The organism is Nocardia sp. NPDC046473, assembly GCF_040645995.1.
In the GTDB taxonomy this organism is placed as follows: domain Bacteria; phylum Actinomycetota; class Actinomycetes; order Mycobacteriales; family Mycobacteriaceae; genus Nocardia.
In genome coordinates, this window is the sequence record NZ_JBEYZJ010000018.1 from 14,892 (window position 1) to 33,604 (window position 18,713).

An 18,713-nucleotide genomic window follows, 5' to 3' on the forward strand; every position below is an offset into this window, starting at 1 on the left:
CGGTTACGGCTGCGTACCAATACTCGAAACTTCGGACAGGATCGACGTGCGCAGATAATCGACAACCTCGTCGATGCGGTCGTTGATGTAGAAATGCCCGCCGGCGAACGTACGCAGATCGAATCGCGACGTGTGCTGCGCCCACCGCGCCATCGCGGCGACCGGTGCCCGTTCGTCACTGTCCGGCGCGAGCGCATAGATCGGATAGTCGATCGCATGATCGGTCACCGCGTCGAGATCGCGCTGGTAGTCGGCCAGCAGGCGGTAGTCCATGCGCATGACATCCAATGCCGCGGTAAGGAACTCACTGTCCGCCAGCACTCGCATGTCGGTGCCGCCGAGCGCCTTCATCTCGGCGATCGCCGCATTGGCCGAACGCACGTCGGGAATCTTCCATTCGACCGATGGCGCGACGCGCGCGGAGACGAACAGCCCGAGCAGGCGTGCGGATTCGGAATCCGACCAGCGCGAGGCGATTTCGTAGGCCAGCACCGATCCCATGCTGTGGCCGAGGAGCACGACCTGTCCGGGTGCTCGCTGTTCGATCTCCGCATGGATATCGCGCGCGAGCGTCTGCAGCTCGCGCGGCATCGACTCACGCCGGCGGTCATGCCGCCCCGGATACTGCACGGCGAACACTTGAAAGTGCTTCGACAACGCCTCGGACAAGCTGTAGTAATAACTTGCCGCACCACCGGCGTGCGGAAGGATCACCACCGATACATCGGCGCCTTCGGTGGTATGGAATTTTCGCAGAGAATCCGCGCTGACGTCGGTCATTGCTCACCCATTCTGGTCTCGGGTCTTGCGGTCATTTGCACGGACTCAGCCGAATTCGGCATCAATCAGGGACATCAATTCATCACCGGAGACCTCGTCGAGGTCCTCGGCTCGATCAGCCGGGTCCGCCAACTCGGCAAGGGCACTTCGCAAACGGCGGGCCAGCGCGGCCCGGCGCTGCTCGTCCGACGATGCCGACACCATGCTCGCGATCAGCCGGTCGACGTCCTCGAGGTATGTCTCGTCCACCGCGGGCTCGTCGACGACGAGTTGCGCCACCAGGTATGCGCCCAGCACGGCCGGTGTCGGGAAATCGAAGAGGAGGGTCGCGGGCAGCCGCAAGCCGGTGATCTCCCCGAGCCGGTTGCGCACCTCGACCGAGGCCAGCGAATCGAGTCCCAGATCGGTAAAAGGCCGGTTCGGGGCCACCGCGCTGGGCGAGGAGTGCCGCAGCACCGAACTCGCCTCGGCGCGTACGAGTTCCACCAGTATCGATTCACGTTCCGCGGCGTCCAGACCGGTCAACTTCCGGATCAATGCAGCGGCCCGATCCATCGATGGGCTGGGCGTACTCGCGGTCGGTTCACTGGGCGCCAGAGCGGGATCGCCGGGGCGCTCGCGCAGTCGGGTGCGGTCGAGCTTCGCCGCGATCACGCCCGGCACGCCGAGCCCGAGCGCAGCGTCCAGCAATGCCAAGCCCTCGTCGTCCGCGAGCGGGAACAGCCCGGCACGCCGGACACGCTCGTGATCGGCGGCGGTCAGTCCGCCCGCCATGCCGGCTTGCTGATCCCAGGGACCCCACGCGAGCGAAACGGCGGGCAGTCGCCGCGCCTGCCTGCGCTGGGCGAGAGCGTCGAGGAAGGTGTTGCCCGCCGCGTAGTTCGCTTGGCCCGCGGAACCGAATACTCCTGCAGTGGAGGAGAACAGCACGAAAGCGGACAGGTCCAGATCGCGAGTCAACTCGTCGAGATGAACGGCGGCATCCAATTTCGGGCGCAGGACGGCGTCCACCATGCTCGGCGTCAGCGTGTCGAGCACACCGTCGGCTACCACGCCCGCGACATGGACAACGGTACGCAATGGCCGATGCGCGGGCACGATGTCGATGAGGTTCGCCACCGCCGTCCGATCGGCGACGTCGCAGGCGACGAGCTGGACCTCGGCCCCCAATTCGGCGAGCTCGGCGAGCAACTCGGCCGCCCCGCCCGCCTCGTGCCCGCGTCGGCTGGCCAGCACGAAGCCGCGCACGCCGTGTCGTATCGCGAGATGTCGCACCACCAGCGCACCGAGTGCGCCGGTCGCCCCCGTAACCAAAGCCGTTCCCGTGGAATCCCATTCGGCCACCACCGGGTCGCGATCCAGCGGCCGGAGCCGAGGGGACAGCAGCGCGCCTGCCCGTATCGCCAGCTGCGGCACACCGCCGAACGCGGCGGGCAGCGGCGGGTCCGACGCGTCATCGGTATCGACCAGCACGATCCGTCCCGGATGCTCGGCCTGAATCGACCGAACAAGTCCCCAGATGGGGGCTCGTGCGAGGTCGAGCACGTCCTCGTCGGCTCGGGTAGCCACCGCTCGCCTGGTCGACACCACCAACCGGGAGGTGTCATTCGCACTGTCCGACAACCATTTCCGGATTCGGTAGACCGCATCATCGACTGCCGTGTGCGCCGACGTGATCAGCTCATCGGAGCCACCTTCGGCGAAACTCAACCATTCGGCCGGAATGTCGTCTTGCACACCGTCCGGCGTGGCCGGTTCCCACGCGAGCTGGAACAGCGAGCCGGATGCCGACGAGCGGATGCGGTCGAGCTGGTCGCTCGGCAGTGACCGGGCGACCAGCGCGTCGACCGAAAGCACCGGACGCCCTTCGGGATCGACCGCCCTGATGGCCAGCTCGCCCGATCCGAGCGGCGCGATGCGAATACGGACGTGCCGGACACCGGCCCGGTGCAGCCGCACGCCACGCCACGAGAACGGCAGCAAGCGTTCGTGGACGCGGTCCTGCTCCGTCATGCTCGGCGCTCGCAGTGCGGCGTCGAGCAGAGCCGGATGGAGCCCGTAACGCGTCGCATCGACGTCGCCGGGCAACTCGATTTCGGCGAACACCTCATCGCCGCGAGTCCACACCTGCCGCAGTCCCCGGAAGGCGGGGCCGTAGGTCAACCCGGCCAGCTCGGCGCGCTGGTCGTAGCCGGCCACGGAAACGGACACGGCGTCGGCCGGCGGCCAGTCCACCCGAACGGGTTCGTCCGCGGTCTCGGCCGCGAGAGTGCCGGACCCGGCCCGGATCCACGTTTCGTCGGGTTCGTCGCCGGCGTGGAAGTGGACGGTGAACGAACGCCTGCCGTCCTCGCCCGCACCGGTGACCAAGAGCTGGATCCGGATACCACCGGACAATGTGACCGGGGTCTCCAGCGTCAACTCGTCGACCAGCGGACAGCCGAGCTGCCTACCCGCCGCTACCGCGAGATCTAGTAGTGCGGTGCCGGGCAGCAAGGTGACTCCGTCGATGCCGTGCTGATCGAGCCACGGCTCGGTCGCCGGGGAAAGCGTGCCGGTGAACAGCCATCCGTGCGTCCCGGGAAGCGCCACACCGGCACCGAGCAACGGATGCGGCGCGGGGTCGAGACCGAGGCCGGTCGCATCAACGGGCGCCGACCGCGCGTCGAGCCAATAGCGCTGATGCTGAAAAGCGTAGGTAGGCAGATCAACTCGTCGCCCGCCCGACGCCGCGAAGTACACCGGCCAGTCCACGCTGAGCCCTCGACTGTGCAGACCGGCGAGGGCGGTCAGTACCGTGCCCGTTTCGGCATGGGCCGCGCGCAGTGCGGGAAACGCAGGCGCGGTGCCCAAGTCGTGCACCAGCGTGCTGAGTGCACCATCGGGTCCGAGTTCGAGGAAAGTGAGCTCACCCGAGGCGGCCGCCGCGTGGATGCCGTCGGCGAAGCGCACGGTGTCGCGAACATTACGCACCCAGTAATCCGGCGAGCTGACTTCCGTGGCTGCGGCGATCGCTCCGGTTACGCTGGAAACGAACGGAATCCGTGGCGGCGAGAACGCCAATCCGGTACACACCGCAGCGAATTCCTCGAGCATCGGTTCCATCCGCGACGAGTGGAACGCGTGCGAGACGCGCAGTCGTTTGGCTCGGATGCCTCGGGACACCAGCTCGGTCTCGACCGCCACCACCGCGTCGAGGTCGCCGGACAGGACAACCGAGGTCGGTCCGTTGACGGCCGCGATGTTCACCTGCTCGGAGCACATCGCCTGCACGTCGTCGACGCCGGCGCGCACCGACAGCATCGCCCCGCCGGTCGGCAGCTGCTGCATCAATCGACCGCGTGCGGTGACGAGGGCTACCGCATCGGGCAGCGACAGCACGCCCGATACCTGTGCCGCAGCGATCTCGCCGACCGAATGCCCGAGTACCACATCGGGTTTCATCCCCCAGTGCGCGAACAGCCGGTGCAGCGCGACCTCGAGGGCGAACAGCGCGGGCTGCGCGTATCTGGTCTGATCGAGCGCCTGCTCGTCGGTGAACATGATCGTACGTAGCGCTCGATCGAGCACCGGATCGAATTGTGCGCACACCTCGTCGAGCGCATCGGCGAAGACGGGGTAGGTGTCGTACAGCTCACGCCCCATACCCACCCGCTGAGTGCCTTGACCGGCGAACAGCATGGCCAGCTTTCCGCGCACCGAGACGCCCGTCACGATTTCGGGTGCAGAGCCCCCCGTGGCGACGAGTTTCAAGCCGCGACGCAGATCTTCCGAGGTCCGGCCGAGGATCACCGCGCGATGCTCGAGGTGCGCGCGGCCAGCGGCCAGCGACAGTGCGATATCCGCGGGTTCCGCACCCACCTGCGCCAGCCGGGCCGCTTGCGCGCGCAACGCCGCTTCCGACCGGGCGGACACGGTCCACGGCAGCAGTGGCGTACCCGACTGCGGCCGAGGCACTTCGGGGTCCTCCGGTGCCTGCTCCAGGATGACGTGCACGTTGGTGCCACTCACCCCGAACGCCGACACCCCCGCCCGCCGAGGATGGCCGGTCTCGGGCCACGGTGTATTCGCGGCGACCGGCTCGACCGCACCACTCGCCCAGGCGACATGCGGTGTCGGCTCGGTGAGATGCAGGGTTCGCGGAACCACGCCGTGCTGGATGGCCAGCACCGTCTTGATGACGCCTGCCACGCCTGCGGCGGCCTGGGTGTGCCCGATGCTCGATTTCACCGAGCCGAGCAGCAGCGGTCGCTCGCGGTCCTGCCCGTAGGCCGACAGCAAGGCTTGCGCCTCGATCGGATCGCCGAGGGTTGTCGCCGTGCCATGGGCCTCCACCATATCGACGTCGGCGGGCGCCAATCGAGAAGCAGCGAGTGCCTGCTGGATGACGCGCTGCTGGGAGGGGCCGTTGGGCGCGGTCAGTCCGTTGGACGCGCCGTCCGAGTTCACCGCTGATCCGCGCAGGACCGCGAGCACCTGGTGTCCGTTGCGCCGAGCGTCGCTGAGCCGTTCCAGCACAACGAAACCGACGCCTTCGCCCCAGCCGGTCCCGGTGGCCGCCCGGTCGAATGGACGGCAACGGCCGTCGCGCGCCAGGCCGCCCTGCCGGGAGAACTCTACGAACCCCGCTGCTGTCGACATGACGGCCGCCGCACCGGCCAGGGCCAACGAGCATTCGCCACGCCGCAGCGCTTGCCCGGCCAGATGCATCGCCACCAGCGCCGAAGAGCAGGCGGTGTCCACCGTGACGGCCGGGCCCTCCAGCCCGAGGTGGTAGGAGATCCGGCCGGACATCACACTACTGACGCTGCCGGTGAGGGCATAGCCGTCGAAGGCCACCGATGACGACATCAGCTGAGCCGCATAGTCGTGCGCCGCTCCGCCGACGAAAACGCCGGTGTTGCTGCCGCGCAGCGAGTGCGGATCGATACCCGTGCGTTCGAGCACTTCCCACGAGGTCTCGAGCAGCAACCGCTGCTGCGGATCCATGGCCATGGCCTCGCGCGGCGAGATACCGAAGAACTCGGCGTCGAATCCGGCCGCGTCGTCAAGGAAGGCGCCTTCCCGGACATAGGAGGTGCCCGGCCGCGTGCCCTCGGGGTCGTACAGGTGCTCGAGATCCCAGCCCCGATCGGTCGGGAACGGTGCCACCGTATCGACACCGTCGATCATCAACTGCCACAAATCCTCCGGCGACTCGACCCCACCGGGGAATCGGCAGGCCATGCCGACAATCGCCAGCGGCTCGTCGACAGCCTCGGTCATCGGTACCGGTGACAGCTGGGCAACCGTGCCGGACAACTCGTTTCGCAGGTATCGAACGACTGCGTTCGGCGTCGGATGGTCGAAGACCAACGTGGTCGGCAAGCGCAACCCGAGTTCGGCAGCGAGGCGGTTACGTAATTCGACCGCGGTGAGGGAATCGAACCCGAGATCTTTGAACACCGCGTCCGGACCGACGGCATCCGGTGTGGAGTGGCCGAGCACCGTGGCGACCGCGACGCGGACGAGGTTGAGCACCACCTCTCGCTGCTCGCCGTCGGTGAGCCCGTCGAGGGCGAGCACGACCGCGGGCCGTTCGCCATCGACCGCCGTGTGCTGGTCGCGTAAAGCCGTTGCTACCTCGGGGATTTCACTGATCAGTGCACTTGCCCGGCCCGTCGTGAATGTCGCGGCGAAGCGGTCCCAATCCATGTCGGTGACAGTGAGGGCAGTCTCGCGGTCATCGAGTGCTTCCTGGAGTGCGCGCAGGGCCAGCTCCGGTGCCATCAGGCGAACACCGAGCCTGCGCGCCTTCTCGGCGACCGCGTCGTCCACCATGCCACCCCCGGCCCAACCGCCCCAGGAGATCACCGTCGCCGCCGCGCCGCGCTGACGACGAGCGCGAGCCAGGGCGTCCGCGTACGCGTTCGCTGCGGCGTATGCCGCTTGTCCGGCGCTGCCCCAGACCGCGGCACCCGAGGAGAACATCACAAACGCGTCCAGCGGCCGATCCCCGAGCAGCTCGTCGAGATGGTGCGCGCCCGCTGCCTTGGCGGCGTGAGCGGCCGCGAACTCCGCCACCGACGTCGTTGACAACGAGCTGTACTGCGGCACGCCTGCGGCGTGAACTACCGCGTCCACCTGCGGGCAGTCATCGAGCAAGCGGGCCAGAGCAGGCCGGTCCGCGATATCGCACGCAACGAATGTCACTGTCGCGCCGAGTTTTTCGAGCTCCGCCCGCAGGGTGTCAGCACCGTCTGCGGCCGGTCCGCGACGGCTGACCAAGACGAGGTGTTCGGCACCCGCCGCGGCGAGCCAGCGCGCGATGTGCCCACCCAACGCGCCCGTGCCACCGGTCACCAGCACCGTGCCGCGCGGCCGCCACGGATCACCCGCAGTGGCAGGCGGCGTGCGGCGGGCACGAACCATCCGTCGCGCGAACACTCCGGAGTCGCGGACGGCCAGCTGATCCTCGCCCTCGGCCGCAGTCAGCAGCCCGGCCAGCCGATCCAGTGCGCGGTCGTCGAGTTGGTGTGGCAGATCGACCAACCCGCCCCAGCGATCCGGGAATTCCAGCGCCGCAACAACACCGAAACCCCACAGCTGTGCTTGCGTCGGACTGCGCAGCGGGTCCGAAAGACCCGTGGTGACAGCGCCATTCGTGATACACCACAGTCGGCTGTCGAACGTGGCATCGAGGACCTGCATCAACTCGAGGGTGCCGACGAGTCCGTTCGGCAACGTGGGGTGCTCAGGTGCGGGCTGTTCGTCCAGCCCGAGCAGGGACAGCACACCGGCGATGTCCACGCCCGTCAACGCGGGCCGCAGCGTGTCGGCGGTCGCGGTGACCACGTCCGCGCCACGCGCCCGTAGGCCGTCCACCAGCCCACGCACCACCTCGTGGGCCGCGCCGTCGGCGGGGATGAGGACGATCCAGGTGCCACGCAGCGCTTGGCTGCGCACACTCGAAATCGGTTGCCATCGAATGCGATACCGCCACTCGTCCACTGTCGAACCGGCGCGGTTGTCCCGACGCCAGCCCTGCAGCGCGGACAGCGTCGCATCCCAGGTCTGTGCCTCGTCCTCAGGCAGGCCGAGAGTTCTGGTGAGCGCCTCGGCATCTCCCTCGTCCACCGCGGCCCAGAAGGTGTCCTCGATCTGGTCGTGCGCCGATCCACCGCTCGCCCATCCGGACCTGGACTGCTGCTCCATCCAATGCCGATTGCCCTGAAACGGATAGGTAGGCAAGGAGACTCGGGCCGGAGCGAGCACACTGAGATGTGCGTTCCAGTCCACCGCGACACCGGCCGCATAGGCTTGCGCGAGTGCCGTGAGGAAACGGACCGGCCCACCCTCGTCTCGCCGCAGGGAGCTCAACAGCACCGGCTTCGCCCCCGTCGACTCGACCGTTTCCAGCACCGAGGGGCCGAGCGCCGGATGCGGGCTCATCTCCAGGAAAGTGGTGTAGCCGGCCTCCGCAAGGGCGCGAACGGCTCCCTCGAACAGCACCGGCCTGCGCGCATTGCGAAACCAGTAGTCGGCGTCAAGATCGGTGGGGTCGATCAAGCCACCGGTCACCGTTGAATAGAACGCGGTATCGCAGGCTTGCGGCGACACCGGAGCCAGATCCCGCAATAACTGATCACGCAGGGTATCGACCTGCGGCGAGTGACCGGCCCCGGTGATCCCGTGCAGCCACCTGGTGTGAATCCCCTCCGCGGCCAGCTCCGCGACCAGCGCCTCCAGCGCGGCCTCATCCCCGGTGATCGCCACGACGGACGGACTGTTGACCGCGGCCACCGAAAGCCTGCCGTCGAACCGCTCGATTCGAGTCAGGGCCGCGTCATAGGACAGCGCCACCGAAGCCATCGCGCCCTTGCCCGACAGTCGCGTCCAGGCCTTGGCACGCAGGCTGACCACCCGCGCGCCATCCTGCAGCGAGAGTGCGCCGGACACGCAGGCCGCCGCGACCTCACCCTGCGAATGACCGACGACGGCGGCCGGGTGCACCCCGAAGGCGTTCCACAGTCGGGCCAGCGACACCATCACCGCGAACAACACCGGCTGCAGCACATCGATGCGAGACAGCGGCGGAGCGTCGGGATCACCGAGCAGCACGGCGGACGGCGAATAGTCCACGAACTCCGCGAGCGCACGCTCGCACTCGGCGAATCGCATGCGGAATTCCGGCGAGGACTGCAACAGGCCCGCGGCCATCCCCTGCCACTGCGTACCCGCACCGGGGAACACGAACACCACACCGCCGGCGGCGGTCGCGGTCCCCCGCACGACGCCGGCCTCGGCACCGCCGTCAGCCAACGCCTCGAGTCCAGCGAGGAATCCCTCGCGCTCGTCCGCCAGCACAACCGCGCGCCGTGCCAACGCGGTTCTCGTCTGCAGCAGCGAGAATCCGATATCGGCAGGTCGGAGGTCCGGATGCGCCTCGGCGAATATCGCGAGGCGCCGCGCCTGAGCCTGTAGCGCGTCGTCGTCATGAGCGGACAGTGCCCAGGGCAGCACGGCAGAGTCCAGCGGGGAATCGGCACCCGGCTCGGTGGCAGACGACGGCGCTGGCTGTTCCTGTTCGAGAATCAAATGCGCGTTCGTGCCGCTGATCCCGAAAGCGGAGACCGCTGCCCGGCGCGGCCGGTCCGCAGCAGGCCAGGGCGCAGTCTCGGTGGCCAGCCGAATCGCTCCGGAGGACCAATCCACATGCGGCGTAGGCTCATCCGCGTGCAGCGTCTTCGGGACGGTGCCGTGCCGCAGCGCCGCAACCATCTTGATCACCCCGGCCACTCCCGCAGCGGCTTGGGCGTGGCCGATATTCGACTTGATCGAACCGAGCAGCAGCGGGCGATCCGTCTCGCGGCCGCGACCGTAGGTCGACATCAGCGCATCGATCTCGATCGGATCGCCCAGTACGGTGCCGGTGCCGTGCCCTTCGACGACGTCGATGTCCGCCGCGGTGAGTCCGGAGTCAGCCAGCGCCGCGCCGATAACCCGTTGCTGCGCAAGACCATTGGGCGCCGACAGCCCATTCGACGCGCCATCCTGGTTGATCGCCGACCCGCGGATCACGGCCAGCACCTGATGCCCGTTGCGGCGCGCGTCGGCCAGCCGCTCGAGCGCCAGCATGCCGACTCCCTCACCCCAGCCCATGCCGTTCGCGCCCGCCCCATAGGACCGGCAACGACCATCCCGGGTGAGCACCTGCTGCCTGCTCATTTCGACAAGGAGGGCCGGCGTGGTGATCAGGGTCGCGCCGCCGGCCAGTGCGAGGTCGCATTCGCCGCGCCGCAACGACTGCGTGGCCAGATGCAGCGCGACCAGTGATGACGAACAGGCCGTGTCGATGGTGATGGCCGGGCCCTCGAGGCCGAACGTGTAGGCGATTCGACCGGACGCGACGCTGCCTGCGTTGCCGGTCAACAGGTGACCCTCGACGTCCTCGGCCGCCCGCAACGCAAGATTGCGATAGTCGCCGCCGACGGAGCCGACGAAGACTCCGCTCCGGCTGCCGCGCAACGCGGCGATATCCAAACCCGCGGACTCGAATGCCTCCCAGGAGGTCTCCAGCAGCAAACGGTGCTGCGGATCCATCGCGTCGGCTTCTCGCGGGCTGATTCCGAAAAACGCGGCGTCGAACCGATCGATATCGACCAGGAACCCGCCGCCGCGGGTGTACAGCTTGCCCGGCCTGCCGGGTTCATCATCGTAGAGATCGTCGAGTTCCCAGCCACGGTCGGCGGGCAGGGCGCTGACCATGTCGGTGCCGTCGGCCGCGACGCGCCACAGCTGTTCAGGCGAAGAGATTCCGCCTGGAAACCGGCAAGCCATACCGACGACGGCGATCGGCTCTGCCGTGCGAGACTCCGCTTCCGCCAACTGCTGCCGCGTGCGATGCAGTTTGCCGGTGACCCAACGGAGATTCTCCCGCAGTTCCTGCTCATTCGCCATGTGAATCTCTTTCTCCTACTGACGTTGGCTGTGCGCGGATCAATCGGGGTGCGAACGCCGTATAAGCGGGAGAGTAATGAGGTTCATACCCCTGTCGACAACCCCTGCGCCACCCCTCGAACGCATAGTGCTTTCCGGATTCGCCGCCTTTGGATCGGGCCGGAGCACTGTCCTCAGCTCTTCCCGAATTCCGTTCGAATGAAGTCGAAAAGATCATCGTCACTGGCCGATTCGAGCTCGGCGGTCAGCTCATCGGTCCCCGTTTCCTCGCACCTCGCCGCCAGCACACGGAGCCGGGCCGCCACCTCGAAACGAGCTCGGGCATCAAAGGTCTCCTCGGCCAGACTGGTACCGAGTCGCTCGAGCTGATCGAGGACCGAGGTGTCCGCCGCCGCTTCGGCGGACTCGAAGTGCTCCAGCAGATACTGTGCCAGGCCGCCCACCGTCGGCCGGTCGAAGACCACCGCGGGCGCCATGGGCACGCCCGTTTCGACGACCAGCCGGTTGCGCAGCTCCATCGCCCCGAGCGAATCCAGCCCGAGCTCCCGCAGGGCGCGGTCGGTGCTCACCGAGCTCGGTGAGGTGTGGCCGAGCACCGCGGTGACATTGCGGCGCACACACTCCAGCAGAAGTTGTCTGCGTTCCGAGGGCGGCGTCGTCTCGATCCGCGTCCGGAATGCCGACCGCTCCACCGGGACCACCGCATCGATTGCCGACTCCCGTACCTCCGGCAGCACCGAGAACAGCGCGTCCCGCCTGATGGCGCGTTCCCTCGCCGCCGACAGCCGCGACCAGCGCACGTCGGCGATCACCAGGTGCGGTTCGCTGTGCCGGACGGCGCGCTGTAGTGCGTCCAACGCCGGGCCCGGCGTGAGTCCCGGGCTCCCGTTGCGCGCGGCCAGTTCTCGCGCCGACTCCCCCATACCGGCGCCCGCCCACGGACCCCACGCGATGGAGGTCGCCGGCAATCCCGCCGCCCGCCGCCGCGCGGCCAACGCATCGAGAAACGTGTTACCCGGCGCGTAGTTGCCCTGACCGAGCGCGCCGAAAGTGGCTCCGGCAGAGGAGAACAGCACGAAGGCGTCCAACTCCAGGTGGCGGGTGGCGGCATCGAGGTTGGTCGCCGCCAGCAGTTTGGTCCGCAGCACCGCGTCCATTCGGTCGGCGGTGAGTTCGTCGAGCAGACAGTCGTCGAGCAGGCCTGCCGCGTGCACCACTCCGGTCAGCGGATACTCGCCGGTGCGGCGGTCGAGCAGCGCCGCGAGCGCATCCGGGTCGCTGATATCGCAGGCCTCGATGCTCACTTCGGCACCGCGTTCACGCAACTCACGGTGGAGGTCGCGCGCGCCCGGCGCATCCATCCCGCGCCTGCTGGTCAGCAAAACGTGGTCGGCCCCGCGGTCGACGAGCCACCTGGCCACGTGCGCACCGAGGGCGCCGGTGCCGCCGGTCACCAGCACGGTGCCGGTGGGTTCCCAGAGCGGCGCGGTCGAGAGTTGAGCTCGTTCCATGCGGCGAGCCAGAAGCTCTGTCCCGCGCAGGGCGAACTGATCGGGGCCCGCCGCTGCGGCGAATAGCCTGCCGAGCAACGAAACATGCTGAGCATCAGCATTTTTCGGTAGATCAATGATGCCGCCCCACCGATCAGGGTATTCGTTCGGCAATACCCGAGCCAGTCCCCACAGCGTGGCCTGGTTCACCCCGGTGACCGTGTCGCCCGCTGCCGCCGCCACCGCGTCCTGGGTAATGATCCACAAGGGCACCGGTCGCGGCACATCGGCGAGTGCTTGGGCCAAGGTCACCGTGGCCGCCAGTCCGCGAGGTAGGGCGTTGAACTTCGCGCCCAATTCGTCGTCGAGCGCGAGCAGGGAGACGACACCGGCTATCGAACCGTCGATCGCGTCGCGCAGCCGCTGCGCGACGGCGGCGCGATCGTCGTCGAGTCCGAGCACAACGGGAACGAAGTGCGGGCCGGTCAGCAGTTCGGCTACGCGCTCGGCCGCTGGGCAATCGCTCAGCACCACCAGCCAACTGCCGGAACGACTTTCGGCCGGCAGATCGGTGGCCGGCGTCCAGCGCAGTCGATAGGCCCAGCCGTCGATGGTCGACAGTTGCTGCTGCCGACGGCGCCACTGCGCCATCGCCGGGAGGGCATCGCCGAGCGGGAGCCGGGCGTCCAGGCCCATCCGCTGTTCGAGCTGGTCGAGATCGGCGAGTTCGACGAGATTCCAGAACTCCGTGTCGGCGTCGGACGCCGCGACTGTCGCGACCGGCATGGCCCAATAGCGCTGTCGCTGAAAAGGGTAGGTCGGCAGCTCGACCAGCTGCCCGTTGCCCAGGTAGCGCTCCCACGAAACGGGAACACCGTGCACGAACAGTTCGGTGACAGCGGAAAGCAACGTCATCGGTTCAGGTCCGGACGCCCGGGTGATCGCGACCACGACGGCCGGATCATCCGCCGGCAGACAGCCGCGCACCAGCGGTGCCAGTGCGGCCTCGGGGCCGACCTCGACAAACCTGGTGATTCCTTGTTCGACAAGCGTATTCACGCCATCGGCGAATCGCACGGTCTCCCGCGCGTGCCTAGACCAGTAGTTCGGCGAACCGAGCTCTGCCGCCGATACCGGGCGGCCGGTGGTGTTCGACACCAGCGTCACCCGTGGGGCGACGAACTGCACGCTCACACAGACGGTTTCGAACTCCGCGAGCATCGGATCGAGCAACGCGGAATGGAACGCGTGCGACACCGCCAGCCATTTCGACTTGCGCCCCTGCTCGGTGAATCGATGCACGACCTGCTCGACCGCGTCCCTGGCGCCGGAGAGCACCACCGCGTCCGGACCGTTGATCGCGGCCAAACAGACTGTGTCACTCACCCATGCGTCGATCTCCGACACCGAGGCCTGCACCGCCGCCATCGCGCCGCCGGGCGGCAACGCCTGCATCAGCCGCCCCCTGGCCACCACCATTCGCGCGGCATCGGGCACCGACACGGCGCCGGCCACACACGCCGCCACGATCTCACCCACGGAATGACCGAGCACCGCGTCCGGCACGATTCCCCACGATTCGAGCAGCCGCGCCGATGCCACGCCGAACGCCAGCAGGCCCGGCTGCGCGTACTCCGTCCGGTCCAGCGACGCCGACTCGTCGAAGACGATGTCGCGCAGCGAGCGACCCAGCAGCGGGTCTATCTCCGCACAGACCTCATCGAATGCACTCGCGAACTCCGGGTAGGTCTCGTATAGCTCACGCCCCATACCGACACGCTGGGAACCCTGCCCGGAGAACACGAAGGCCAGTCGGCCGTCCGGGCGTGCACGCGGTTTCGGCGCGTCCTCATGCAGCACCGCGGCCGCACCGGAGAGCAATTCGTCGCGGTCCCGAGCGACCACCACGGCTCGATGATCCAAACTCGCGCGCCCGATGGTCAGCGACCAGGCCAGATCGGCGAGATCGAGTTCCGCACTCGCGTGCACCAGGTCGCGCAGCAGTCCGGCTTGGGCACGTAGTGCTTCGGGTGAGTTGCCGGAAAACACGAAAGGCAGCAGTGGTTCGCGAGCCTGCTGCTCTCCGGCGCCGGGGATCTCAACTGCGTGGACCTCGGCGTCTGGTGCCTGTTCGAGGATGACGTGCACATTGGTTCCACTGATCCCGAACGACGACACCGCCGCCCGACGCGGACGCCCCATCTCCGGCCACGCCTGCGGTTCGGTCAGCAGTTGTACCGCGCCGGCGGTCCAATCCACCTGCGGCGTCGGCTCATCCATATGCAACGTCTTGGGCAGCACGCCATGGCGCAACGCCTCGACCATCTTGATCACACCGGCCACCCCGGCCGCCGCCTGCGTATGACCGATGTTCGACTTGATCGACCCCAACCACAGTGGCTGATCCCGATCCTGACCATAGGTCGCCAGCAACGCCTGCGCCTCAATAGGATCCCCCAGCACCGTGCCGGTGCCGTGCGCCTCGACCACGTCCACATCGGCAGTCGTCAAACCCGCGTTGGCCAACGCCTGACGGATAACCCGTTGCTGCGCCGGACCATTCGGCGCGGTCAAACCATTCGACGCCCCATCCTGATTCACCGCCGAACCACGCACCACGGCAAGCACCCTGTGCCCCAAGCGCTGTGCCTCCGACAGTCGCTCCACCAGCACCAGGCCGACACCCTCGCCCCAGCCGGTCCCGTCGGCGCCCGCCGCGAACGACTTGCACCGACCGCTCTGCGACAACCCACCCTGTCGCGAAAACTCCACGAACGCACCGGGTGTCGACATCACCGTCGCGCCGCCGGCGATCGCCCGCTCGCATTCACCGTTACGCACCGACCCGACCGCCGAATGCAACGCCACCAACGACGACGAGCACGCGGTATCGATGGTGACCGCAGGCCCCTCCAAGCCGAACACATATGAAATCCGGCCCGACGCAACACTTCCCGCGACGCCGGTGAGCAGATGCCCATTGGTCTGGTCGGGCATGCTCAGCAGATCGCCGCCGTAGTCACGACCGGCCAGCCCGATGAACACCCCGGTGGCACTGCCGCGCAACGACAACGGATCAATACCCGCCCGCTCGAACAACTCCCACGACGACTCCAGCAACAACCGCTGCTGCGGATCCATCGCCAACGCCTCACGCGGCGAAATACCGAACAGCCCAGCATCGAAATCAGCTGCGCCACGCAGGAATCCACCGGTCGACGTGCTGAGTCCGGCCAATCGGGCGGCGTCCCAACCGCGGTCGGCCGGAAAGTCGGAGATCGCGTCGGTCTCCGACAGCACGGCCCGCCAGAGATCGCTGGGATTCGCGATACCGCCTGGGTAGCGGCAACTGGCCGACACGATGACGATCGGATCGGCATGAGAGGCGGTCGAGGACGCCGCGATCGCCGGGGTGCTCGTCGTCGCGCCGGTCAACTCCGAGTCCAGGAATCCGACCAGCGCGTCCCTGGTGGGGTAGTCGAAAACGAGGGTGGCGGGCAGCCGCAGGCCGAGCGTCGCCGTCAACCGGTTCCGGAACCGGACCGCCGAGAGCGAGTCGAATCCGAGCTCCTGAAAGGTCCGCCGGGGCTGAAAGGCCTCCGGTGACTCGTAACCGAGCACCGCGGCCATATCGGTGAGCACCAGATCGGCCAGCGCCCGGGAGCGCTCCGCTGCCGACAGCCCGGTGAAACGGTTCGACGGCAGGTCGGTCGCGCGTTCAGCATCGAGCGCGGGCGTATCGGCGCTCGCCGCATGCAAGGTCGCGGCGGCGGACTCCGGCCAGAAATGGGTGCGTTGAAAGGCGTAGGTAGGCAGATCCACCACTTCGCCAGACGCGGCGGCGAGCAACGTCATCCAGTCGACACCCACACCGTGTGCCCATGCCTGCGCTAGCGCGGCGAGCACCTGATCACGACCGCCTGCGCCACGACGCAACGTGGCGATCGTGACCGCGGTCAACTCCTTGTCCCCGATGGCCTGTTCGACCGCGGGCACCAGGACCGGGTGCGACGACACTTCGATGAGGAACCGGTAGCCGCCGTCGAGCAGCGCGTCCACGACCGGGGCGAATTGCACCGGCTCCCGAAGGTTTTCCACCCAGTACGCGGTATCCATCTCGGTGCCGTCGAACTGTGTCGCACGCACAGTGGAATAGACCGGAATATGACCCGCCCTCGGGGCGATTCCGGCCAGCGCCTCGGTCAGTTCCTTCGCCACGTCGTCCACCTGTGCCGAGTGCGATGCGTAGTCCACCTCGATTCGACGGACCCGAACATCGGCTGCCACGCACTCGGCCGATACCTCGTCGAGCGCCGTGGCGTCACCCGAAATCACCGTCGAGGCAGGGCCGTTGACGGCCGCGACGGCCAGGCGGTCACCGAATCGGTCCAGCATCGGCTGGACTCGGCTTGCCGCAAGCGCGATCGACACCATCGCACCGCGACCGGACAGCCGCGCAGCGATCACCCGGCTGCGCGTGACGACTATCTTCGCCGCGTCGGCCAGGCTCAACGCACCCGCTACACAAGCCGCCGCGATCTCGCCCTGCGAGTGCCCGACCACGATATCCGCGGTGACGCCGTGCGATTCCCACACGGCCGCCAGCGCCACCATCACCGCGAAGGACACCGGCTGCACGATATCGACGCGACTCAGCGAATCCGCGTTACCGGCCAGCACCGCCCGCAGTGACCAGCCCGTCATCGGATCCAGCACAGCCGCGCACTCGTCGATCCGAGCCGCGAAAACTGCTGAGGTGGCCAGCAGTTCACGTCCCATGCCGGCCCACTGTGCGCCCTGCCCCGGGAACAGGAAGGCCACCTTGCCGTCGATCGACTGGCCGAGTGCCACGCCCAATGCGGGCCGGCCCGCCGCAACGGCGTCCAAGCTCGCCAGAAATCCCGCCCGATCCTCGGCCTGCAGCACCGCACGACATTCGAGTGCCGCACGCGAAGTCGCCAGCGCTCGTCCGATGGCCGCAGGCGAGATATCCGGGTGCGCGGCGACATAGTCGCGTAGCCGACGCGCCTGGGCCGGTACACCGACGCTACTCCGAGAGGAGAGCACCCACGGAATTGCTTGTGTACTAGGCATTTCCAAGTCAACCAACGCCTCGGCACCGGCATCCGGCACCGGTGGAGCCTCCGCCAGGATCATATGCGCGTTGGTGCCACTGAGGCCGAAGGACGAGACCCCGGCACAGCGTGGCCGGTGCGACGCGGGCCACGGGCGCGCCTCGGTCAACAGCCGCATCGCCGCGGCATCCCAGTCGACATGCGGCGTCGGTTGCTCGGCATGCAAGGTCTTCGGCAGAGTGCCGTGCCGCATCGCCATCACCATCTTGATGACACCGGCGACGCCCGCGGCAGCCTGTGTATGACCGATGTTCGACTTGATCGATCCGAGCCAAAGTGGTTGCTCGGACGGACGTCCCTGACCGTAGGTAGCGAGCAGCGCGTGCGCCTCGATCGGATCGCCGAGCGCGGTACCCGTGCCGTGCGCCTCGACCGCGTCGACATCACCGCCGACCAACCGCGCGTCCGCCAGCGCCTGCCTGATGACGCGCTGCTGCGCCGGGCCGTTCGGCGCGGTCATCCCGTTCGACGCACCATCGGAATTCACCGCGGAGCCCTTCACCACGGCCAGTATCCGACGGCCGTTGCGTACCGCATCGGAAAGCCGTTCGAGCAGCACCAATCCGACGCCCTCGCTCCACCCGGTGCCGTCCGCGGCCGCCGAGAACGCCTTGCATCGGCCATCGCCGGCCAGTCCGCCCTGTCGGGTGAACTCCTCGAAGGCAAACGGTGTCGACATCACCATGACTCCGCCGGCCAGCGCCAGCGAGCATTCGCCGCCGCGCAGCGACCGCACCGCCACATGCATCGCGACCAAGGACGACGAGCACGCCGTGTCGATGGTCATCGTCGGACCTTCGAACCCGAAGAGGTAGGAGATCCGACCGGACATCACGCTCGCCAGCGTGCCGGTCCCCGCGTTGGCGGCGGTTTCCGGGTCTGCTGCCCGCGCAACGTCCCAGTAGTCCTGGCCGGCCGTGCCGACGAACACACCGGTGCGACTGCCCCGCAACGACACCGGGTCGAGCCCGGCCCGCTCCAGCAGTTCCCACGAGTTCTCCAGCAACAGGCGCTGCTGCGGATCCAGCGCCAACGCCTCCCGCGGCGCGATGCCGAACAACCCCGCGTCGAAACGACCGACGTCCTCGATGAAGCCGCCGACCGGCGCGTCGGCGAAGGCGCCGAGTTCCCAGCCGCGGTCCGTCGGTGCTGCGCCGATCACGTCCGCACCGCCGGACACCAACTCCCACAACCGTTCCGGCGAATCAACGCCACCGGGGAAGCGACAGCTCATGGCGACGATGGCCACCGGTTCCGACTCCCGAGCCTCGACCTCGCGCAAACGCTCGCGCGCTTGTTGCAACTCCGTAGCCGCCTTCTTCAGGTAGTTCCGGAGTTCGTCCGCATTCGCCATCGCCACTTCCAACCC

The 18,713-nt window shown here is 68.0% G+C and carries 3 protein-coding genes; all 3 read right to left on the reverse strand.

All coding sequences use genetic code 11. The annotated features are described in order from the left end of the window. Window positions 1–3 precede the first annotated feature (3 nt). Window positions 4–780 carry an alpha/beta fold hydrolase gene (locus ABZ942_RS43550; RefSeq protein ID WP_357392198.1) on the reverse strand — a complete coding sequence of 259 codons (777 nt, stop codon included), beginning with the start codon at window positions 778–780 and terminating at the stop codon, window positions 4–6. Between the two features lie 45 nt (window positions 781–825). Further along, window positions 826–10,719: a type I polyketide synthase gene (locus ABZ942_RS43555; protein WP_357392200.1), complete on the reverse strand. Its 9,894-nt coding sequence runs from the start codon at window positions 10,717–10,719 to the stop codon at window positions 826–828. A 173-nt stretch (window positions 10,720–10,892) separates the two neighbouring features. Then, window positions 10,893–18,698 (reverse strand): type I polyketide synthase, encoded by a 7,806-nt coding sequence (locus ABZ942_RS43560; RefSeq protein ID WP_357392201.1) that lies wholly within the window; start codon window positions 18,696–18,698, stop codon window positions 10,893–10,895. Window positions 18,699–18,713: the final 15 nt, after the last annotated feature.

Excerpts from the sequence above, each read along its gene's own strand:
- ABZ942_RS43550 (WP_357392198.1), bottom strand. The coding sequence starts at position 780 with ATGACCGACGTCAGCGCGGATTCTCTGCGAAAATTCCATACCACCGAA.
- ABZ942_RS43555 (WP_357392200.1), bottom strand. The coding sequence starts at position 10,719 with ATGGCGAATGAGCAGGAACTGCGGGAGAATCTCCGTTGGGTCACCGGC.
- ABZ942_RS43560 (WP_357392201.1), bottom strand. The coding sequence starts at position 18,698 with ATGGCGAATGCGGACGAACTCCGGAACTACCTGAAGAAGGCGGCTACG.